This is a genomic window from Streptomyces sp. NPDC101225 (genome assembly GCF_044767585.1).
Taxonomy (GTDB): domain Bacteria; phylum Actinomycetota; class Actinomycetes; order Streptomycetales; family Streptomycetaceae; genus Streptomyces.
The window spans coordinates 1-17,039 of sequence record NZ_JBIWOE010000066.1 but is presented as its reverse complement, the minus strand read 5'-3'; the positions used below and the strand labels follow the sequence as shown (position 1 = coordinate 17,039).

The following is a 17,039-nucleotide window of genomic DNA, read 5'->3' as shown; positions in this document are numbered from 1 at the left end:
GGCGTTGTCGGTGCCGGTCCGTAGGCTCACACCCGATGCCCACTACACGCGCTGCCGCAGAAGAACCCGGGGAGAGGTCCGAACGATCCGCCGTACGCACCCTGCTGCGTCTGTGGCCGTATGTGCGGCCCGTGCGGGTGCGTCTGTTCACGGCCGCGTTCGTCGCCGTGGTCGCCTCGTGCACGGGGCTGGTGATCCCGCTCGTCCTGAAGTGGATGGTCGACGGGCCGGTCGCCGGCCGGGACCCGGCGGGCGTCCGGCTCGGGGCGCTGTACCTGCTGCTCCTCGGAGTCGCGGAGGCCCTGCTGTTCGGACTGCGGCGCTGGCTCGTGGCGCGGCCGCTGGCGGGCGTCGAGGCGGGCATGCGCGCGGATCTCTACCGGCATCTGCAGCGCCTGCCGGTCGCCTTCCACGACCGCTGGGCCTCCGGCCAGCTGCTGTCGCGGGGCACGACGGACCTGATGCTGCTGCGCCAGTTCCTCGCCTTCCCGATGACGTTCCTGCTGGTCAACGGCGTGACGATCCTGGTCGGCGTGATCATCATGCTGCTTCAGGACTGGACGCTCGGACTGGTGATCCTCGGTCCCGCCGTCCCCGTGATCATCACCTGCGCCGTCTTCGAGAAGCGCTACGCCCGTGCGGCGCGGCGGGCCCAGGACCAGGTCGGCGATCTCACCACGGTCGTCGAGGAGAGCGTCCTCGGCATCCGCATCATCAAGGGCTTCGGACGCCACCGCAGCCAGGCCCGCGCCTTCCGCGACCTCTCACGGACCCTGCGCGGCACGGAACTTCGCAAGGCCGGCCTCCTCGCCACCATCTGGGGCGTCATCGTGACCCTCCCCGAGGCGGCGATCGGAGCGGCCCTGGTCCTCGGCACGGTCCAGGTGGCCGACGGCTCCCTCTCCGCGGGCACCCTGGTGGCCTTCCTCTCCACGGCCCTGGCCCTGCGCTGGCCGGTCGACTCCATCGGCTTCCTGCTGGCCATGAGCCAGGAGGCGGCGACGGCGACGGAGCGCTACTTCGAGGTCATGGACGCGCGGCCGGAAACCGCGGCTGCGAGAACGGTCCCGGCACACCCCGAAGGCTCCGGACTGCGCTTCGACGACGTCCGCTTCCGCTACCCGGACGCGCCCGCGGACAGCCCACCCGTCCTCGACGGCATCGACCTGCACGTCCGTCCGGGCGAGTCCATGGCCCTGGTGGGCGCGACGGGCAGCGGCAAGACGACCCTCACCGCCCTCGTCCCCCGCCTCCACGAGGTCACCTCCGGCCACATCACCCTGGACGGCGAGGACATCACCGCCATGTCCCGCGCGGAGCTGCGCTCGAAGGTGGCCGTGGCCTTCGAGGAACCCACCCTCTTCTCGGCCACCGTCGAGGACAACGTCCTCATGGGCGCCGGTGACACCGCCGGCCCGGCCGACCTGAACCGCGCCCTCGCCGTCGCCCAGGCGGGCTTCGCCCACACGCTCCCGCACGGCACGGACACCCAGGTGGGCGAGCAGGGCCTCAGCCTCTCCGGGGGCCAGCGCCAGCGTCTCGCGCTCGCCCGGGCGGTCGTCGGCAGACCCGGATTCCTCGTCCTGGACGATCCCCTGTCCGCACTGGACGTGCACACCGAGGCCGCCGTGGAGGCCGCCCTGCGCGAGGTGCTGGCCGACACGACGGCGCTCATCGTGGCGCACCGCCCCTCCACGGTCCTGCTCGCCGACCGCGTGGCCCTGCTCTCCGGCGGCCGGATCACCGCCGTGGGCACGCACCACGAACTGCTGCGCACCAGCGCCGAGTACGCGCACCTGATGTCCGGGACCGCAGAAGCGGAGGACGACCGATGACGGCTCCGACCACGTCCGCGCCCACGGCGGACGACGACGAACCGGACCTCCCCGGCCCCAAGGACACCGGCGACCCCTTCGACCGGGACGTCCTGCCCTCTCCCCCGGGCGCCACCGCCACGCTGCTGCGCTCCCTGCTCGCCCCGATGAAGCGGCGCGTCGCCTTCACCATGCTCCTGCTGCTGCTCCAGCAGGCGGCCGTGCAGATGGGCCCGCTGCTGGTGGCGTACGCGATCGACAACGCCGTGCCGGCGTTCCGGGACCACGACCACGGGCCGCTGATCGCGGTGGCGGTCGCCTATCTGCTGTGCGCGCTGGTCTCCGGCGGGCTGCAGTCCGCGTTCATCCTCGCCTCCGCCCGCGTCAACCAGGACGTGCTGCTCGACCTGCGCGGCCGTATCTTCCGCCACGCGCAGGCGCTGAGCATCGACTTCCACGAGCGGTACACGAGCGGCCGCCTGATCTCCCGTTCGACGGCGGACGTGGAGTCGCTCAGGGAGCTGCTCAGCGAGGGCCTGCAGGAACTCGTCATGGTCGTCCTGTCGTTCGTCTACATCTCGGCGATGCTGCTCTGGCTGGACCTGGGGCTCGGCGCCGTGGCGGTGGCGTCCTTCGTACCGCTCTACCTGCTCGTGCGGGTCTACCAGCGGCGTGCGGTGCGGGTGTACCGGGTGCGGTCCACCGCCATCGCCGCCGTCATCGTCAAGTTCGTCGAGACCATGAACGGCATCCGCCCGGTGCGCGCCTTCCGCCGCGAGGCCGCCAACGACGCCGCCTTCCGGGTGCTGAACCGGCGGCACGAGCGGGTCAACGGCGACGCGCTGCTGGAGATGGCCCGCTACGTCGTCGGCTCCCGGCTGGTCGCCAACACGGCCGTCGCGGGGATCGTGCTGTGGGGCGCCTACCGGGTGGCGGACGGCTCGCTGGAACTGGGCGTGCTGGCGGGCGCGGTGCTGTATCTGCGGCGGCTGTACGACCCCATCGACCGGCTCGGCATGTTCCTGAACGCGTACCAGTCGGCGGCCGCCTCCCTGGAGAAGATCGCCGGGCTGCTCGCGCAGACCCCGTCCGTACCGGAGCCGCCGGCTCCCGTGGAGCTGCCGCGGCGCGAGAGCGAGCACCCGGGCCGCGAGGTCGTCTTCGACGGGGTCGGCTTCGGCTACCGCACCGGCGGCGAGGTCCTGCCCCGCTTCGACCTCACCGTCCCCGCCGGGCAGACGGTCGCGGTGGTCGGCTCGACGGGCGCCGGGAAGTCCACCCTGGCCAAGCTGCTCGCCCGCTTCTACGACCCTTCCGTGGGCCGGGTCCTGCTGGACGGCGTCGACCTGCGCGAGCTGTCCGTGGCCGGTCTGCGGCGCGGGGTGGTGATGGTGACGCAGGAGACGTTCCTGTTCTCCGGCACGGTCGCCGAGAACATCGCCGTGGGCCGCCCGGACGCGTCCCGGGAGGAGATCGAGCGGGCCGCGAAGGCGATCGGGGCACACGAGTTCATCGCCGCGCTGCCGGACGGGTACGACACGGACGTACGCAAGCGGGGCGGCCGTATCTCCGCGGGCCAGCGCCAACTCGTGGCGTTCGCGAGGGCGTTGCTGGCCGATCCGGCCGTGCTGATCCTCGACGAGGCGACCAGTTCGCTCGACGTCCCGGGCGAACGGGCCGTGCAGCGGGCGATGTCGACGGTCCTGCAGGGGCGTACGGCGATCGTCATCGCGCACCGCCTGTCCACCGTCGAGATCGCGGACCGGGTCCTGGTCATGGAGCACGGCAGGATCGTGGAGGACGGCAGCCCGGCCGAACTCGTCGCGGGCACGGGGCGGTTCGCGGATCTGCACCGGGCGTGGCGCGACAGTCTGGCGTAGGGATCAGGGGAGCGGGGGGTCGGATGATCGACGCGTACGAGGAGCCGGGCGAGCCCGACTGCCGCGGGGGAGCGCGCTACCTGTGGTGGCTGGTGCGGTGCCAGCCGGGCCGGTCGCTCGCCGGTGCGGTGCTCGGCAGCGTGTGGATGGTGCTGCTGGCGGCGACGCCGTATCTGCTGTCCCGGGCGATCGACGAGGGGCTGGAGCCCGGCGACCGTCCGGCGCTGGTGGGCTGGACGGCCGCGCTGTTCGCGGTCGGGGTGTGCAACGCCTGGCTGGGCGTCATGCGCCACCGCACGATGACCCGGGTGCGGATGGACGCCAACTTCCGCACCGTGAAGGTGGTCGTGGCGCAGTCGGTCCGGCTGGGGGCGGCGCTGCGGCGCCGGGTCGGGTCCGGGGAGGTCGTCACCATCGGGGTGGGCGACGTGCAGACGATCAGCCAGTCCCTGACGGTCGTCGGGCCCGGGGTCGGCGCGGTGGTGGCGTATCTGGTGGTCGCCGGTCTGCTGCTGTCGATCTCCCCGCTGATCGCCTCGGTCGTCCTGCTCGGGATCCCGCTGATCGTCGTTGTCGTCGGCCCGCTGCTCGCCCGGCTCCAGGGCGCGGAGGCCGAGTACCGCGAGCGCCAGAGCGTGCTCACCGCCCGGATCGCGGACCTCGCGGGCGGCCTGCGCGTCCTCAACGGCCTGGGCGGCAAGGGCCTGTTCGCCGACGCCTTCGAGCGCGACTCGCAGCGCCTGCGCCGGCAGGGCTACCGGGTCGGCGCGGTGACCAGCTGGGTGCAGGCGCTCGGCGTCGGGCTGCCGACGCTCTTCCTCGCCGTGGTGACCTGGCTGGCGGCCCGGCTCGCCGCCCAGGGCACCATCAGCATCGGCGAGCTGGTCGCCGTCTACGGTTTCGTGGCGGTCCTGGTGGGCCCGGTCGCCTTCTGGGTCGAGTGCGGCTACCAGATCAGCCGCGGCCTGGTCGCCGCCCGCCGGGTCGTGCGCTTCCTGCAGCTCCAGCCCCTCGCCGACACCGGCACCCGCGACGCCCCCGCGCGGCCCTCCCCCCTGCACGACCCGCAGTCGGGCGTACGGGTGCTCCCCGGCAGCCTGACCGCGCTGGCGTGCGCCCGCCCGTCGGACGCGGAGTCCGTCGTCGACCGCCTGGGCCGCTACCTCCCCTCCCGGGCGACCTGGTGCGGCATCCCCCTGGACGAGATCCCCCTGCCCCAGATCCGCCGCCGCATCCTGGTGGCGGACCACGAGGCAGACCTGTTCGCGGGCACCCTGCGCGAGGCGATCGGCGGTCCGCAGGCGCCGCACAGGGGCGCGGGGAACCACGCCCGTCACCTGGCACCCGCACCCGGGCACCCCCCGGCGGACGAGGAGGCGCCCGTGACCCGGGCCCTGCGCACCGCGGCCGCGGAGGACATCGTCCAGGCCCTTCCCGACGGCCTCGACTCGCTCATCGACGCCCAGGCCAGAAACCTCTCCGGCGGCCAGCGCCAACGCATCCGCCTGGTGCGGGCCCTGCTCGCCGACCCGGAGGTCCTGCTCGCCGTCGAGCCGACCTCGGCCCTCGACGCCCACACCGAATCCCGCGTCGCGCAACGCCTTCGGGCCGCCCGCCGGGGCCGCACGACCGTGATCACGACCACCTCCCCCCTCGTGCTGGACCACGCGGACACCGTGTACTACCTGGTGGACGGCAAGGTCGCGGCCGCGGGAGGACACCGGGAACTGCTGGACACCGAGCCGGGATACCGCGCCCTCGTGGCCCGCGACGCCGACGCCGAGGAGGTCGTACGGTGACGGCGCGGACGTCGGGCCGGCTGCCCGTCGCGGAGCGTGCCGACGTACGCCGGGCCGTCGTACGGCTGCTGCGGGCCGACCGAGGGGCCTTCGCCGCCGTGCTCGCGCTCAACTGCCTGGCCGCCGCCGCGGGCCTGGCCGGCCCCTGGCTGGTCGGCCGGATCGTCGACCGGGTCAGGGCCGGCGGCGGCGTCGACGCGGTGGACCGCCTGGCCCTGTGGATCCTGCTGTGCTCCCTCGCCCAGCTGCTGCTCGCCCGCTGGGCCCGCTACGTGGGCCACCGCTTCGGCGAGCGGACCCTCGCCCGGGTGCGGGAGCAGTTCGTGGGCCGGACCCTCGCCCTGCCCGCCTCCGTGGTGGAGCGCGCCGGCACCGGCGACCTGACGGCCCGCGGCACGGCCGACGTGGCCATGGTCGGCACCACGCTGCGCGACGTCGGACCCGAGCTGCTCATCAACACCGTGCAGGCGCTGTTCCTGCTCGGCGCGGTGTTCTGGCTGGACCCGCTGCTCGGCGCGTGCGGCCTGCTGGGCCTGACCGGCACCTGGTGCGCGCTGCGCTGGTACCTGCGCCGGGCCCGCGACGGCTACCTCGCCGAGGGCGCCGCCACCTCCGACGTCGCCGAGATCGTCGCGGCGACGGCCTCCGGCGCCCGCACCGTCGAGACCCTGCGGCTGCAGCAGCGGCGGATCGCGGCGAGCCGGGACGCGCTGGAGACCTCCCGGCGCACCCGCTTCTACACGCTGTTCCTGCGTACCGTGTTCTTCCCGTCCGTGGAGATCTCCTACCTGGTGCCCGTGGCGGCCGTCCTGCTGGTCGGCGGCGTGCTGCACGGACGGGGCACGCTGAGTCTGGGCGCGGTGGTGGCCGCGGCCCTGTACCTCCAGCGGCTGAGCGGCCCGCTCGACGAGATCCTGATGCGGATCGAGCAACTGCAGAGCAGCGGCGCCTCCTTCGCCCGTGTGGAGGGCCTGGCCCGGGCCCCGCGCGCCCGGGAGGCCGAGGCCCCGGCCCCGGCGGACGACCGGTTCGACGTGACCGGGGTGCGGTACGCCTACGACCGCGGCGGCGAGGTGCTGCGCGGGGTGGACCTGACCGTCCGGCCGGGCGAGCGGCTGGCCGTCGTGGGCCCCTCCGGCGCGGGCAAGACCACGCTCAGCCGGCTGCTCGCGGGCGTCGACGCGCCGACCGAGGGCACGGTGACGGTCGGCGGGGTGCCCGTGGTCGCCCTCGGACCGGAGCAGCTGCGCCGCCAGGTCGTGCTGGTCACCCAGGAGCACCACGTGTTCCTCGGCACGGTCCGCGACAACCTGCTGATCGCCGAACCGGCCGCCACGGACGCGCAGGTGTGGGCCGCCCTCACGGCGGTCGGCGCCGGCGACTGGGTGCGGGAGCTGCCGGACGGGCTCGACACGGCGCTCGGCGACGGGGGGTGCCGCACCGACGGCTCGCAGGCGCAGCAACTCGCCCTCGCGCGCGTGGTGCTGGCCGACCCGCACACACTGATCCTCGACGAGGCGACGGCGCTGCTGGACCCGACAACGGCCCGGCACACCGAGCGCGCCCTGGCCGCCGTGCTGGAGGGCCGCACGGTCATCGCCATCGCACACCGCCTGCACACCGCGCACGACGCGGACCGGGTGGCCGTGATGGAGGACGGCCGGCTCAGCGAACTCGGCACGCACGAGGAGCTGGTGGCGGCCGGGGGCGCGTACGCGGCACTGTGGCGGACGTGGCACGGGGACCGCACCTGACGAATCGGCCACGCTTTCCGGATAGCGAACACAAGCCACCGGAGAACGAACCAGATTCGGCCAAGTTCCTGACGCGCCCCTGACAGAAAGCGCCATCCGGTGCCAGGCTTCCCACGGCCGTTCCACAGCAACCCCACAGCAACACCTCGCTGTGTCCACACGGCCGAGCACCTGGTTCCGCATTGGTTCTGCACAGTTCTGGCCGGACGGTCGACCCATCGTCCGGATCTCCCCTGGCCGCGCAACCCCGTGGCCACGCAGAAGGAGTCAGTGTTGAGAAGCAATATCTCTCGCAGACGCACCTCCCACATCGTCGCCGTCGCCGGCGTCACCGCCCTGCTCGCCGCGGCCGTCCAGTCGGGCGCCGCCTCCGCCGCCCCCGCCCGGCCCTCGACGGGCAAGGTCAACCCGGCCCACGCGGCCGTGCAGCTCACCGCCTCCCAGCGCGCGGAGCTGATACGCGACGCCGACACCGCCCGCGCGCAGACCGCCCGGGACATCGGCCTCGGCGCCAAGGAGAAGCTCGTCGCCCGTGACGTGGTCAAGGACGCCGACGGCACCGTGCACACCCGCTACGAGCGCACCTACGACGGCCTGCCCGTGCTCGGCGGCGACCTCATCGTCGACACCGCCAAGTCGGGCGCGACCGAGCGCGTCATCAAGGCGACGAACGCCACCGTCAAGGTCTCCGGCGTCACCCCGGACATCACCAGGGCGGCCGCCGAGCAGCAGGCCGTGAAGCGTGCGCGGGCCCTCGGCTCCACCAGGGCGAGCGCCGACAGCGCGCGCAAGGTGATCTGGGCGGCGACCGGCAGGCCGGTGCTGGCGTACGAGACGGTCATCGGCGGCCTCCAGGACGACGGCACCCCGAACCAGCTGCACGTCATCACCGACGCGGCCACCGGCAAGAAGCTCTTCGAGTACCAGGGCATCGAGAACGCCACCGGCACCGGCAACACCCAGTACAGCGGCACGGTCCCGCTGACCACGACGCAGTCGGGCTCCTCCTACACGCTGACCGACGGCGCCCGCGGCGGCCACAAGACGTACAACCTGAACCACGGGACGTCCGGCACCGGCACGCTGTTCTCGCAGACCAGCAACACCTGGGGCAACGGCACCACGTCGAACGCGGCGACGGCGGGCGCGGACGCCCACTACGGCGCGGCGGTCACCTGGGACTTCTACAAGAACACCTTCGGCCGCAGCGGCATCAAGAACAACGGCGTCGGCGCCTACTCCCGCGTCCACTACGGCAACTCGTACGTGAACGCCTTCTGGGACGACAGCTGCTTCTGCATGACCTACGGCGACGGTTCCGGCAACCAGGACCCGCTGACCTCCCTCGACGTGGCCGGCCACGAGATGAGCCACGGCGTCACCTCGAACACGGCCGGGCTCAACTACTCCGGCGAGTCGGGCGGGTTGAACGAGGCGACCTCCGACATCTTCGGCACCGGCGTGGAGTTCTACGCCAACAACAGCAGCGACGTCGGCGACTACCTCATCGGCGAGAAGATCGACATCAACGGCGACGGCACCCCGCTGCGCTACATGGACAAGCCCAGCAAGGACGGCGGCTCGGCCGACTACTGGTACTCCGGAGTCGGCAACAAGGACGTGCACTACTCGTCCGGCGTCGCCAACCACTTCTTCTACCTCCTCTCGGAGGGCAGCGGAGCCAAGGTCATCAACGGCGTGAGCTACAACTCGCCCACGTCGGACGGGCTTCCGGTCACCGGCATCGGCCGGGACAAGGCGCTGCAGATCTGGTACCGGGCGCTGACCACGAAGTTCACCTCCACCACCAACTACGCGAGCGCCCGCACCGGCACGCTCGCGGCGGCGGGCGAGCTGTACGGCACCACGTCCACCGAGTACAAGGCGGTGCAGGACGCCTGGGCCGCCGTCGCGGTCGGCTCACGCTCCGGCGGCGGCGGGGGCGGCGGCACGTCCTTCGAGAACACCACCGACGTGTCGATTCCGGACAACGGACCGGCCGTGACGTCGTCCATCACCGTCTCCGGCCGCACGGGCAACGCCCCGTCGAACCTTCAGGTTTCGGTCGACATCGTCCACACCTGGCGCGGCGACCTGGTGATCGACCTGGTCGCGCCGGACGGGTCGACGTACCGCCTGAAGAACTTCAGTGCCTACGACTCGGCGGACAACGTCCAGGAGACCTACACCGTCAACGCCTCCTCCGAAGTCGCCAACGGCACCTGGAAGTTGCGGGTGCAGGACGAGGCGGCACAGGACACCGGCTACATCAACAGCTGGAAGCTCACCTTCCCCTAGGCCGAGCCGGGACCCCAGGTCAGGGCGCCGCTCCGGAGGTTCGAATCCCCCGGGGCGGCGCTCTCCCGTTCCCGCCGCTGTTACATGAACGAAACGTTCACCCGGCAGTCGACTTTCGGCCAACATCACTTGGGGGTCCTGACATGTACGCATCGCCAATGTCACTCTTCCTCACAACCGCCGCACAAATTCACTCCGCTTCCGGCCCGGGCGCCCCACTGCCCTGCCGGACCCCCACTCCAAGGAGCTTGTGTGACCACCCCCCGCTACGCGCGTCACAAGCGCTCAAGCCTGGCCGTCGCCACCGCCGTCGCCGCCGGAGCCCTGCTCACCAGCGGACTCGCCGCCGGCCCGGCATCGGCCCAGATCCCGTCCGACCCGACGGGGAAGGCCCCCCTCGCCGCCGCGCCCACCGCGCTCTCGGCGGCGGCCCGCACCTCGCTCGTCCAGAAGGCCCAGGCCGACATAGCGCAGACGGCGCAGAAGATAGGCCTCGGCACCAAGGAGAAGCTGGTCGTCAAGGACGTCGTCAAGGACGCCGACGGCACCGTCCACACCCGCTACGAGCGCACCTACGCGGGCCTGCCGGTCCTCGGCGGCGACCTCGTCGTGCACACCTCGAAGGCCGGCCGGACGGAGGGCGTCACCAAGGCGACCCCGGCCGCCATCAAGGTCGCCTCGCTCAAGGCGCAGGTCACCCCGACCACGGCGGAGAAGCAGGCGGTGAGCGCCGCCAAGACGCTCGGCTCCGCCAAGTCCTCCGCCGACGGCGCCCGCAAGGTGATCTGGGCCGGCTCCGGCAAGCCCGTCCTCGCCTACGAGACCGTCGTCGGCGGCCTCCAGGACGACGGCACCCCGAACCAGCTGCACGTCATCACCGACGCGGCCACCGGCAAGAAGCTCTTCGAGTACCAGGGCATCGAGAACGCCACCGGCACCGGCAAGACGCTGTACTCGGGCACGGTCAGCCTCACCACGTCCGGCTCGGGCTCGTCGTACACGCTGACCGACGCCTCGCGCGGCAACCACAAGACGTACAACCTGAAGCACCGCACGTCCGGCACCGGCACCCTGTTCACCGACACGGACAACGTCTGGGGCACCGGCACGGCCTCCAGCTCCGCGACCGACCAGACCGCCGCGGCCGACGCCGCCTACGGCGCGCAGGAGACCTGGGACTTCTACAAGTCCACCTTCGGCCGCAGCGGCATCAAGAACAACGGGGTCGGCGCCTACTCCCGCGTCCACTACGGCAACTCGTACGTGAACGCCTTCTGGGACGACAGTTGCTTCTGCATGACCTACGGCGACGGCTCGGGCAACACCCACCCGCTCACCTCGCTGGACGTGGCCGGCCACGAGATGAGCCACGGCGTCACCTCGAACACCGCGGGCCTGAACTACTCGGGTGAGTCCGGCGGCCTGAACGAGGCGACCTCCGACATCTTCGGCACCGGCGTGGAGTTCTACGCCAACAACAGCAGCGACGTCGGCGACTACCTCATCGGCGAGAAGATCGACATCAACGGCGACGGCACCCCGCTGCGTTACATGGACAAGCCCAGCAAGGACGGCGGCTCGGCCGACTACTGGTCCTCCGGTGTCGGCAACAAGGACGTGCACTACTCGTCCGGTGTCGCCAACCACTTCTTCTACCTCCTCTCGGAGGGCAGCGGAGCCAAGGTCATCAACGGCGTGAGCTACAACTCGCCGACGTCCAACGGCTCGACGGTCACCGGCATCGGCCGGGACAAGGCGCTGCAGATCTGGTACAAGGCGCTGACCACGTACTTCACGTCGACGACCAACTACGCGAAGGCGCGCACGGGCACGCTGTCCGCCGCCTCCGCGCTGTACGGCGCGAGCAGCACCGAGTACAAGGCGGTGGCCGCGGCCTGGTCCGCGGTCAACGTGAACTAGTCCGAGGCGGGTTGGCGGGCGGTACCCGGAGCGTGGCCGCTCCCGGGTACCGCCCTACTCTTGGGTGCCATGCGCCTGGAGGACTTCACGTACGACGACGTCGGCGGGACCCGCCGCGCCGGGTTCTGCCCGCCGGGGTTTCACCCGATGCATGTACGCATGCGCATCGGCGAGGGGGAGAAGGTCTTCCACAGAGCCGCCGAGGCGGTGCTGACCTGGGAGATGCACCGCGAGCTGGGCGTGGGCATCGAGGCGGGCGCGGACCGCGCGGCGCCCGGGGTCGACGTCACGGTGAGCTTCGCCGGGCTGATCAAGGCCCCCTGCCGCGTCGTCTACACGGTCGAGGAGACCCGCCGCGCCGGCTGGGCCTACGGCACGCTGGCGGGCCACCCCGAGTGCGGCGAGGAGGCGTTCGTGGTGGACCGCACCGGCGACGGCACGGTGTGGCTGACCGTGGACGCCTTCAGCCGCGCGGCGAAGTGGTACGCCCGTGCGGGCGGCCCTGCGACGCGCGGCATCCAGCATGCCTACACCCGGCGGTGCGGGAGCGTGCTGAAGCGGATGTGCGCCCCCTACTCGGACGTGTGAGCCCGGCTCACCGCAGCAGCACCCCGCCTCCCTCGCCCGTCTCCTCCGAGGGCACCGCGACCAGCCCGAGCTCCGCCCCGGACGCGAGGAGCCGGTGCGCGGGCAGGATGCGCACCGTGTAGCCGTAGGGCCCGGTGCGGTCCAGGGCGAGCGGGCCCTCGTAGACCCAGCGGCCCTCCGTGTCGGGTCCGCCCGTCGGCTTCAGCGGGACCGCGACCGCGTCCGCGATGCGGTCCTGCTGGTCCACCCGGCCCGAGACGACCTGGACCTCCACGTCGTCCGGTGCGAGCCCGCCGAGGGCGACGCGCACCCGCAGAGCGAGTGTGGTGCCGAGTTCCGCGGTGGGCGTGTGCGCGGACGTCTCCAGATGGTCGACGCTGACCTCGTGCCAGGCGGACCGCACCCGGTCCTTCCAGCCGGCCAGTTCCCGCGCGGAGGCGGGGTCCATCGCGCGGTGCGCGTGCGCGGCCGGCGTGTAGAGGCGCTCGACGTACTCGCGCACCATCCGGCCGGCCAGCACCTTCGGGCCGAGCAGGGTGAGGGTCCGGCGCACCATCTCGATCCACCGGTCGGGCAGGCCGTGCCGGCCCCGCTCGTAGAAGCGGGGGGCCACCCGCTGCTCCAGCAGGTCGTAGAGCGCGCCCGCCTCTATGTCGTCGCGGTGGTCGGGGTCCGTCCCGGCGCCGTCCGCCGTGGGGATCGCCCAGCCGAAGTCGGGCTGGAACCACTCGTCCCACCAGCCGTCCAGCACCGAGAGGTTGAGGCAACCGTTGAGGGCGGCCTTCATGCCGGAGGTGCCGCACGCCTCCAGAGGGCGCAGCGGGTTGTTGAGCCAGATGTCGCAGCCCGGGTAGAGCTTCTGCGCCATCCCCATGCCGTAGTCGGGCAGGAAGACGATGCGGTGGCGCACGCGCGGGTCGTCGGCGAACCGCACCAGCTCCTGCACCAGCCGCTTGCCGCCGTCGTCCGCCGGGTGCGCCTTGCCCGCGACCACGATCTGGACCGGGTGCTCGGGGTGCAGCAGCAGGTCCATCAGCCGGTCGCGGTCGCGCAGCATCAACGTCAGGCGCTTGTACGACGGGACGCGCCGTGCGAAGCCGATGGTGAGGACGTCCGGATCGAGGACGCCGTCGATCCACCCCAACTCGGCCGTTCCGGCGCCGCGTTGGCGCCAGGAGGCGTGCAGCCGCCGGCGCACCTCGTCCACCAGCTGTTCGCGCAGGCTGCGGCGCAGCTCCCAGATGTCCTGGTCGGGGATGTCCGCCACGGCGTCCCAGCGGTCCGAGCCGCCGACGGTCATCGCGTCCTCGGTGCGCTGGGCGCCGATCTCCCGGGCACCGAGCCGGAAGACCTCGGGCGCCACCCAGGTGGGCGCGTGCACGCCGTTGGTGACGGAGGTGATCGGCACCTCGTCGGGGTCGAATCCCGGCCACAGACCGGAGAACATCTCCCGGCTGACGTGGCCGTGCAGCAGGGAGACGCCGTTGGCCCGCTGGCCGAGGCGCAGGCCCATCACGGCCATGTTGAAGAGGTTCGGCTCGCCGCCGGGATAGGTCTCCATGCCGAGCCGCAGGATGCGCTCGACGTCGATGCGCGGGAGCTCGGCGTCGGTCCCGAAGTGGTGGGCGACCAGCTCGCGGTCGAAGCGGTCGATGCCCGCGGGCACGGGGGTGTGGGTGGTGAACACGGTCCCGGCCCGGACGGCCTCCAGGGCCGAATCGAAGTCCAGCCCCTGGTCGCAGAGCTCGGCGATGCGCTCCAGGCCGAGGAAGCCCGCGTGGCCCTCGTTGGTGTGGAAGACCTCGGGCCCGGGGTGGCCGGTGAGCCGGCAGTACGTGCGCACCGCCCGTACCCCTCCTATGCCCAGGAGCATCTCCTGCAGCAGCCGGTGCTCGCTGCCGCCGCCGTAGAGCCGGTCGGTCACCCCGCGCTCGCCGAGGTCGTTCTCCTCGACGTCCGAGTCGAGCATCAGCAGCGGGACGCGGCCGACCTGGGCGTGCCAGACGCGGGCGTGCAGCTGCCTGCCCCCGGGCAGGGCGAGGGAGACCTGGGCGGGTGTGCCGTCGGGTTCCTCCAGGAGGGCGACGGGCAGCTCGTTGGGGTCCAGGACCGGGTAGTGCTCCTGCTGCCAGCCGTCCCGGGACAGGGACTGGCGGAAGTAGCCGTGCCGGTAGAGCAGGCCCACCCCGATCAGGGGCACGCCGAGATCGCTGGCCGCCTTGAGATGGTCGCCGGCGAGGATGCCGAGACCGCCGGAGTACTGCGGCAGGGCGGCGGTGATCCCGAACTCGGGCGAGAAGTACGCGATGGCCGCGGGCAGTTCCCCGGCCTGGTCCTGGTACCAGCGGTCGCCGCTCACATAGTCGTTCAGGTCGTCCGAGACCGCGGTCAGGCGGCGCAGGAATCGATGGTCCTCGGCCAGTTCCGCGAGCCGCGCGGGCGACACGCTCCCCAGCAGCCGGACGGGATCGCCGTCGCAGGCGGCCCAGTGCTCGGGATCGACGGACTGGAACAGGTCTCGGGTCTCCGGATGCCAGGACCAGCGCAGATTGCGGGCCAGATCGCTCAGCGGGCTGAGGGACTCGGGGAGAACGGGTCGGACGGTGAATCGACGGATCGCCTTCACTTTCCACCTCGACGCGTGTCGCTGTGCGGGCGCACAACACTGTGCGCCTCGTCGTCAACCTCGACGGTATCGGTGCCGGGGGCTCCGCAACCACGGCACGTCCAAGAACACGACAGACTCCTGCGAAGTCCGAAAAAAGCCGCAACCTTCATGCTTCCACCATGGCGGACATGGCCGATTCCCTCCCCATGGGCCCTCTTGTGGCCCTGTGCACCGCACGAGAGGCTGCCGGGAGGCGTACCGGACCACAGCCGGGTGCACCCCGGTGACCGACGGTCACCGTACGCCGAGTCGAGGAGGGGAACTCGGAGCATGGCACGGACGCGATCACGGCGTCTGCGCTGGGCGGGGGGACTGACCGCGGTGACCTGCACCGCCGCGCTGTCGGCCGGCACCCTGCCCGCGCACGCCGCACCTGAGGGGCGGATACTCGGCGCCGGCGGGCCGGGGGCCGTCGGCGGAAGTTACCTGGTGACGCTCAGGGGGGACACGAAGGCCTTGTCGGCGGCCGGAAAGGGCCTGGCCGAGAAGTACGGGGCGAGAATAAGCCACAGCTACGGCACGGTCCTGAACGGCTACGCCATCCGGGCGAACGAGAGACAGGCCGCACGGCTCGCGGCCGACTCCCGGGTCGCCTCGGTCGTCCAGGACACCCGGGTCACCCTGGAGCGCACCCAGAAGAACCCGCCGTCCTGGGGCCTGGACCGGATCGACCGGCGGAGCCTGCCGCTGGACGGGCGCTACCTCTCACCCGACCGGGCGGGCCGCGGGGTGACGGCGTACGTGATCGACACCGGTGTCCGGATCACCCACAAGGACTTCGGCGGCCGGGCGAGCTACGGATGGGACTTCGTCGGCAACGACAGGACCGCGAACGACGGAAACGGCCACGGCACCCACGTCGCCGGCACCATCGCCGGCACCACGTACGGCGTCGCCAAGCTGGCCAGGGTCGTCTCGGTCCGGGTCCTGGACAACAACGGCTCCGGCACGACGGCACAGGTCATCGCGGGGATCGACTGGGTGACCAGGCACGCGAGGAAGCCGGCTGTCGCCAACCTCAGCCTGGGCGGCTCCCACAACGCCCAGCTGGACGCCGCCGTACGCACCTCGATCGCCTCGGGCGTCACCTACGCCGTCGCCGCGGGCAACGACGGCCGGCCGGCGGGCCTCTTCTCCCCGGCCGACGTCAGGGAGGCGATCACGGTCGGCGCGACCGGCCGGACCGACGCGCGGGCGGGCTTCTCGAACTTCGGACCGGCCGTGGACCTGTTCGCCCCGGGAGTGTCCATCACCTCGGCCTCGTACGCGAGCGACACCGGCAGGGCGACCTTCTCCGGTACGTCCATGGCGGCGCCGCACGCCACCGGTGCGGCCGCGCTCTACCTGGCCGGCCATCCGAAGGCGACACCGGCCCAGGTCGCGAAGGCGCTGGTCAAGCTGGCGGTGTCCGGGAAGGTCTCCGACCGGGGCCTGGGCTCGCCGGACGAGCTGCTGCAGGTTCCGGCCCCGTAGCGGCGGTGGTCGGGTTCGTTCGTCCAGGAGTACTCGGACCGGCCCCGTTCGTTCACGAACGGGGCCGGTCTTGTGTGTAGACATACGAGTGAGTAGTTAACAAAGTGCCGGATTGCTCACCCGAATAGGGTGGGAAGGCTCCCCGGGTACACGACAGGCAGATCACAGGAAACACCCCGCAGGACCCACCTCCCCACAGCCATCCGCCCACCCACGTTGACGCGGACAGGAGCGGTCATGCCCGCCACGCACCACTCGCCAGCACCACCGACGTCCGGCGCCGAGGAGACTCTCGGGCGCATCCCGGTCCTCGACGTCCGGCCGGTCGTCCAGCACGGACGCAGGCCCGCCAAGGCGGTGACCGGAGAGACGTTCGAGATCTCGGCCACCGTCTTCCGCGAGGGCCATGACGCCGTGGCCGCCAACGTCGTCCTACGGGATCCAGAGGGCCGTCCGGGCCCCTGGACGCCGATGCGGGAACTGGCCCCCGGTACGGACCGGTGGGGCGCCACCGTCACCGCGGGCGAGCCCGGCCGGTGGTCGTACACCGTGGAGGCCTGGGGCGACCCGGTCACCACCTGGCGCCACCACGCCCAGATCAAGATCCCGGCCGGGATGGACACGGAGCTCGTGCTGGAGGAGGGCGCGCGCCTGTACGAGCGCGCGGCCGAGGGCACGCCCGCCGGTGAGCGGCGGGTGATCGCCGCCGCCGTGGCGGCGCTGCGGGACGAGAGCCGTCCGGCCGCCTCGCGGCTGGCGGCGGCGTTGACGCCGGAGGTGGACGCGGTGCTGGCCCGGCATCCGCTGCGGGAGTTCGTGACCGCCTCGGCGACGCTGCCGCTGCT

General features: G+C 72.2%; 10 protein-coding genes. 9 read left to right on the top strand and 1 reads right to left on the bottom strand.

Annotated features, from left to right (window positions below; translation table 11 throughout):
- The first annotated feature begins 35 nt into the window (after nt 1–35).
- The 7 genes from ACIRPX_RS43480 (at nt 36) to ACIRPX_RS43450 (ending at nt 12,053) form a co-directional block, all read left to right on the top strand.
- Entirely contained in the window at nt 36–1,835 is a 1,800-nt protein-coding gene (locus ACIRPX_RS43480) for an ABC transporter ATP-binding protein (RefSeq protein ID WP_404205672.1), read from the top strand.
- A complete protein-coding gene (locus ACIRPX_RS43475; RefSeq protein WP_404205671.1) occupies nt 1,832–3,694 on the top strand; it encodes an ABC transporter ATP-binding protein in 1,863 nt (620 codons plus the stop codon). The genes ACIRPX_RS43480 and ACIRPX_RS43475 overlap by 4 nt, the downstream gene beginning before the upstream one ends.
- A 23-nt stretch (nt 3,695–3,717) precedes the next feature.
- Nucleotides 3,718–5,493, top strand: coding sequence for an ABC transporter ATP-binding protein (locus ACIRPX_RS43470; protein WP_404205670.1), 1,776 nt, complete (start codon nt 3,718–3,720; stop codon nt 5,491–5,493).
- Nucleotides 5,490–7,247: an ABC transporter ATP-binding protein gene (locus ACIRPX_RS43465; protein ID WP_404205669.1), complete on the top strand. Its 1,758-nt coding sequence runs from the start codon at nt 5,490–5,492 to the stop codon at nt 7,245–7,247. The genes ACIRPX_RS43470 and ACIRPX_RS43465 overlap by 4 nt, the downstream gene beginning before the upstream one ends.
- Nucleotides 7,248–7,520: 273 nt before the next feature.
- Nucleotides 7,521–9,545, top strand: a complete 2,025-nt coding sequence (locus ACIRPX_RS43460; RefSeq protein WP_404205668.1) for a M4 family metallopeptidase — start codon at nt 7,521–7,523, stop codon at nt 9,543–9,545.
- Nucleotides 9,546–9,797: 252 nt separating this feature from the next.
- Nucleotides 9,798–11,465 (top strand): M4 family metallopeptidase, encoded by a 1,668-nt coding sequence (locus tag ACIRPX_RS43455; RefSeq protein ID WP_404205667.1) that lies wholly within the window; start codon nt 9,798–9,800, stop codon nt 11,463–11,465.
- A gap of 69 nt (nt 11,466–11,534) precedes the next feature.
- Complete coding sequence (locus tag ACIRPX_RS43450) at nt 11,535–12,053, top strand: DUF1990 family protein (protein WP_404205666.1); 519 nt, start codon at nt 11,535–11,537, stop codon at nt 12,051–12,053.
- Between the two features lie 7 nt (nt 12,054–12,060).
- Here ACIRPX_RS43450 and ACIRPX_RS43445 read toward each other — a convergent pair whose 3' ends face one another.
- On the bottom strand, nt 12,061–14,679 hold the full coding sequence (locus ACIRPX_RS43445) for a glycosyltransferase family 1 protein (protein ID WP_404205665.1): 2,619 nt from the start codon (nt 14,677–14,679) through the stop codon (nt 12,061–12,063).
- Between the two features lie 312 nt (nt 14,680–14,991).
- Here ACIRPX_RS43445 and ACIRPX_RS43440 point away from each other — a divergent pair, with 312 nt between their 5' ends.
- Complete coding sequence (locus ACIRPX_RS43440) at nt 14,992–16,194, top strand: S8 family peptidase (protein ID WP_404205664.1); 1,203 nt, start codon at nt 14,992–14,994, stop codon at nt 16,192–16,194.
- Nucleotides 16,195–16,431: 237 nt separating this feature from the next.
- Nucleotides 16,432–17,039 (top strand): maltotransferase domain-containing protein (locus tag ACIRPX_RS43435; RefSeq protein WP_404205663.1); only part of this gene is annotated, 608 nt, incomplete at its 3' end.

Excerpts from the sequence above, each read along its gene's own strand:
- ACIRPX_RS43450 (WP_404205666.1), top strand. The coding sequence starts at position 11,535 with ATGCGCCTGGAGGACTTCACGTACGACGACGTCGGCGGGACCCGCCGC.
- ACIRPX_RS43480 (WP_404205672.1), top strand. The coding sequence starts at position 36 with ATGCCCACTACACGCGCTGCCGCAGAAGAACCCGGGGAGAGGTCCGAA.
- ACIRPX_RS43475 (WP_404205671.1), top strand. The coding sequence starts at position 1,832 with ATGACGGCTCCGACCACGTCCGCGCCCACGGCGGACGACGACGAACCG.
- ACIRPX_RS43440 (WP_404205664.1), top strand. The coding sequence starts at position 14,992 with ATGGCACGGACGCGATCACGGCGTCTGCGCTGGGCGGGGGGACTGACC.
- ACIRPX_RS43470 (WP_404205670.1), top strand. The coding sequence starts at position 3,718 with ATGATCGACGCGTACGAGGAGCCGGGCGAGCCCGACTGCCGCGGGGGA.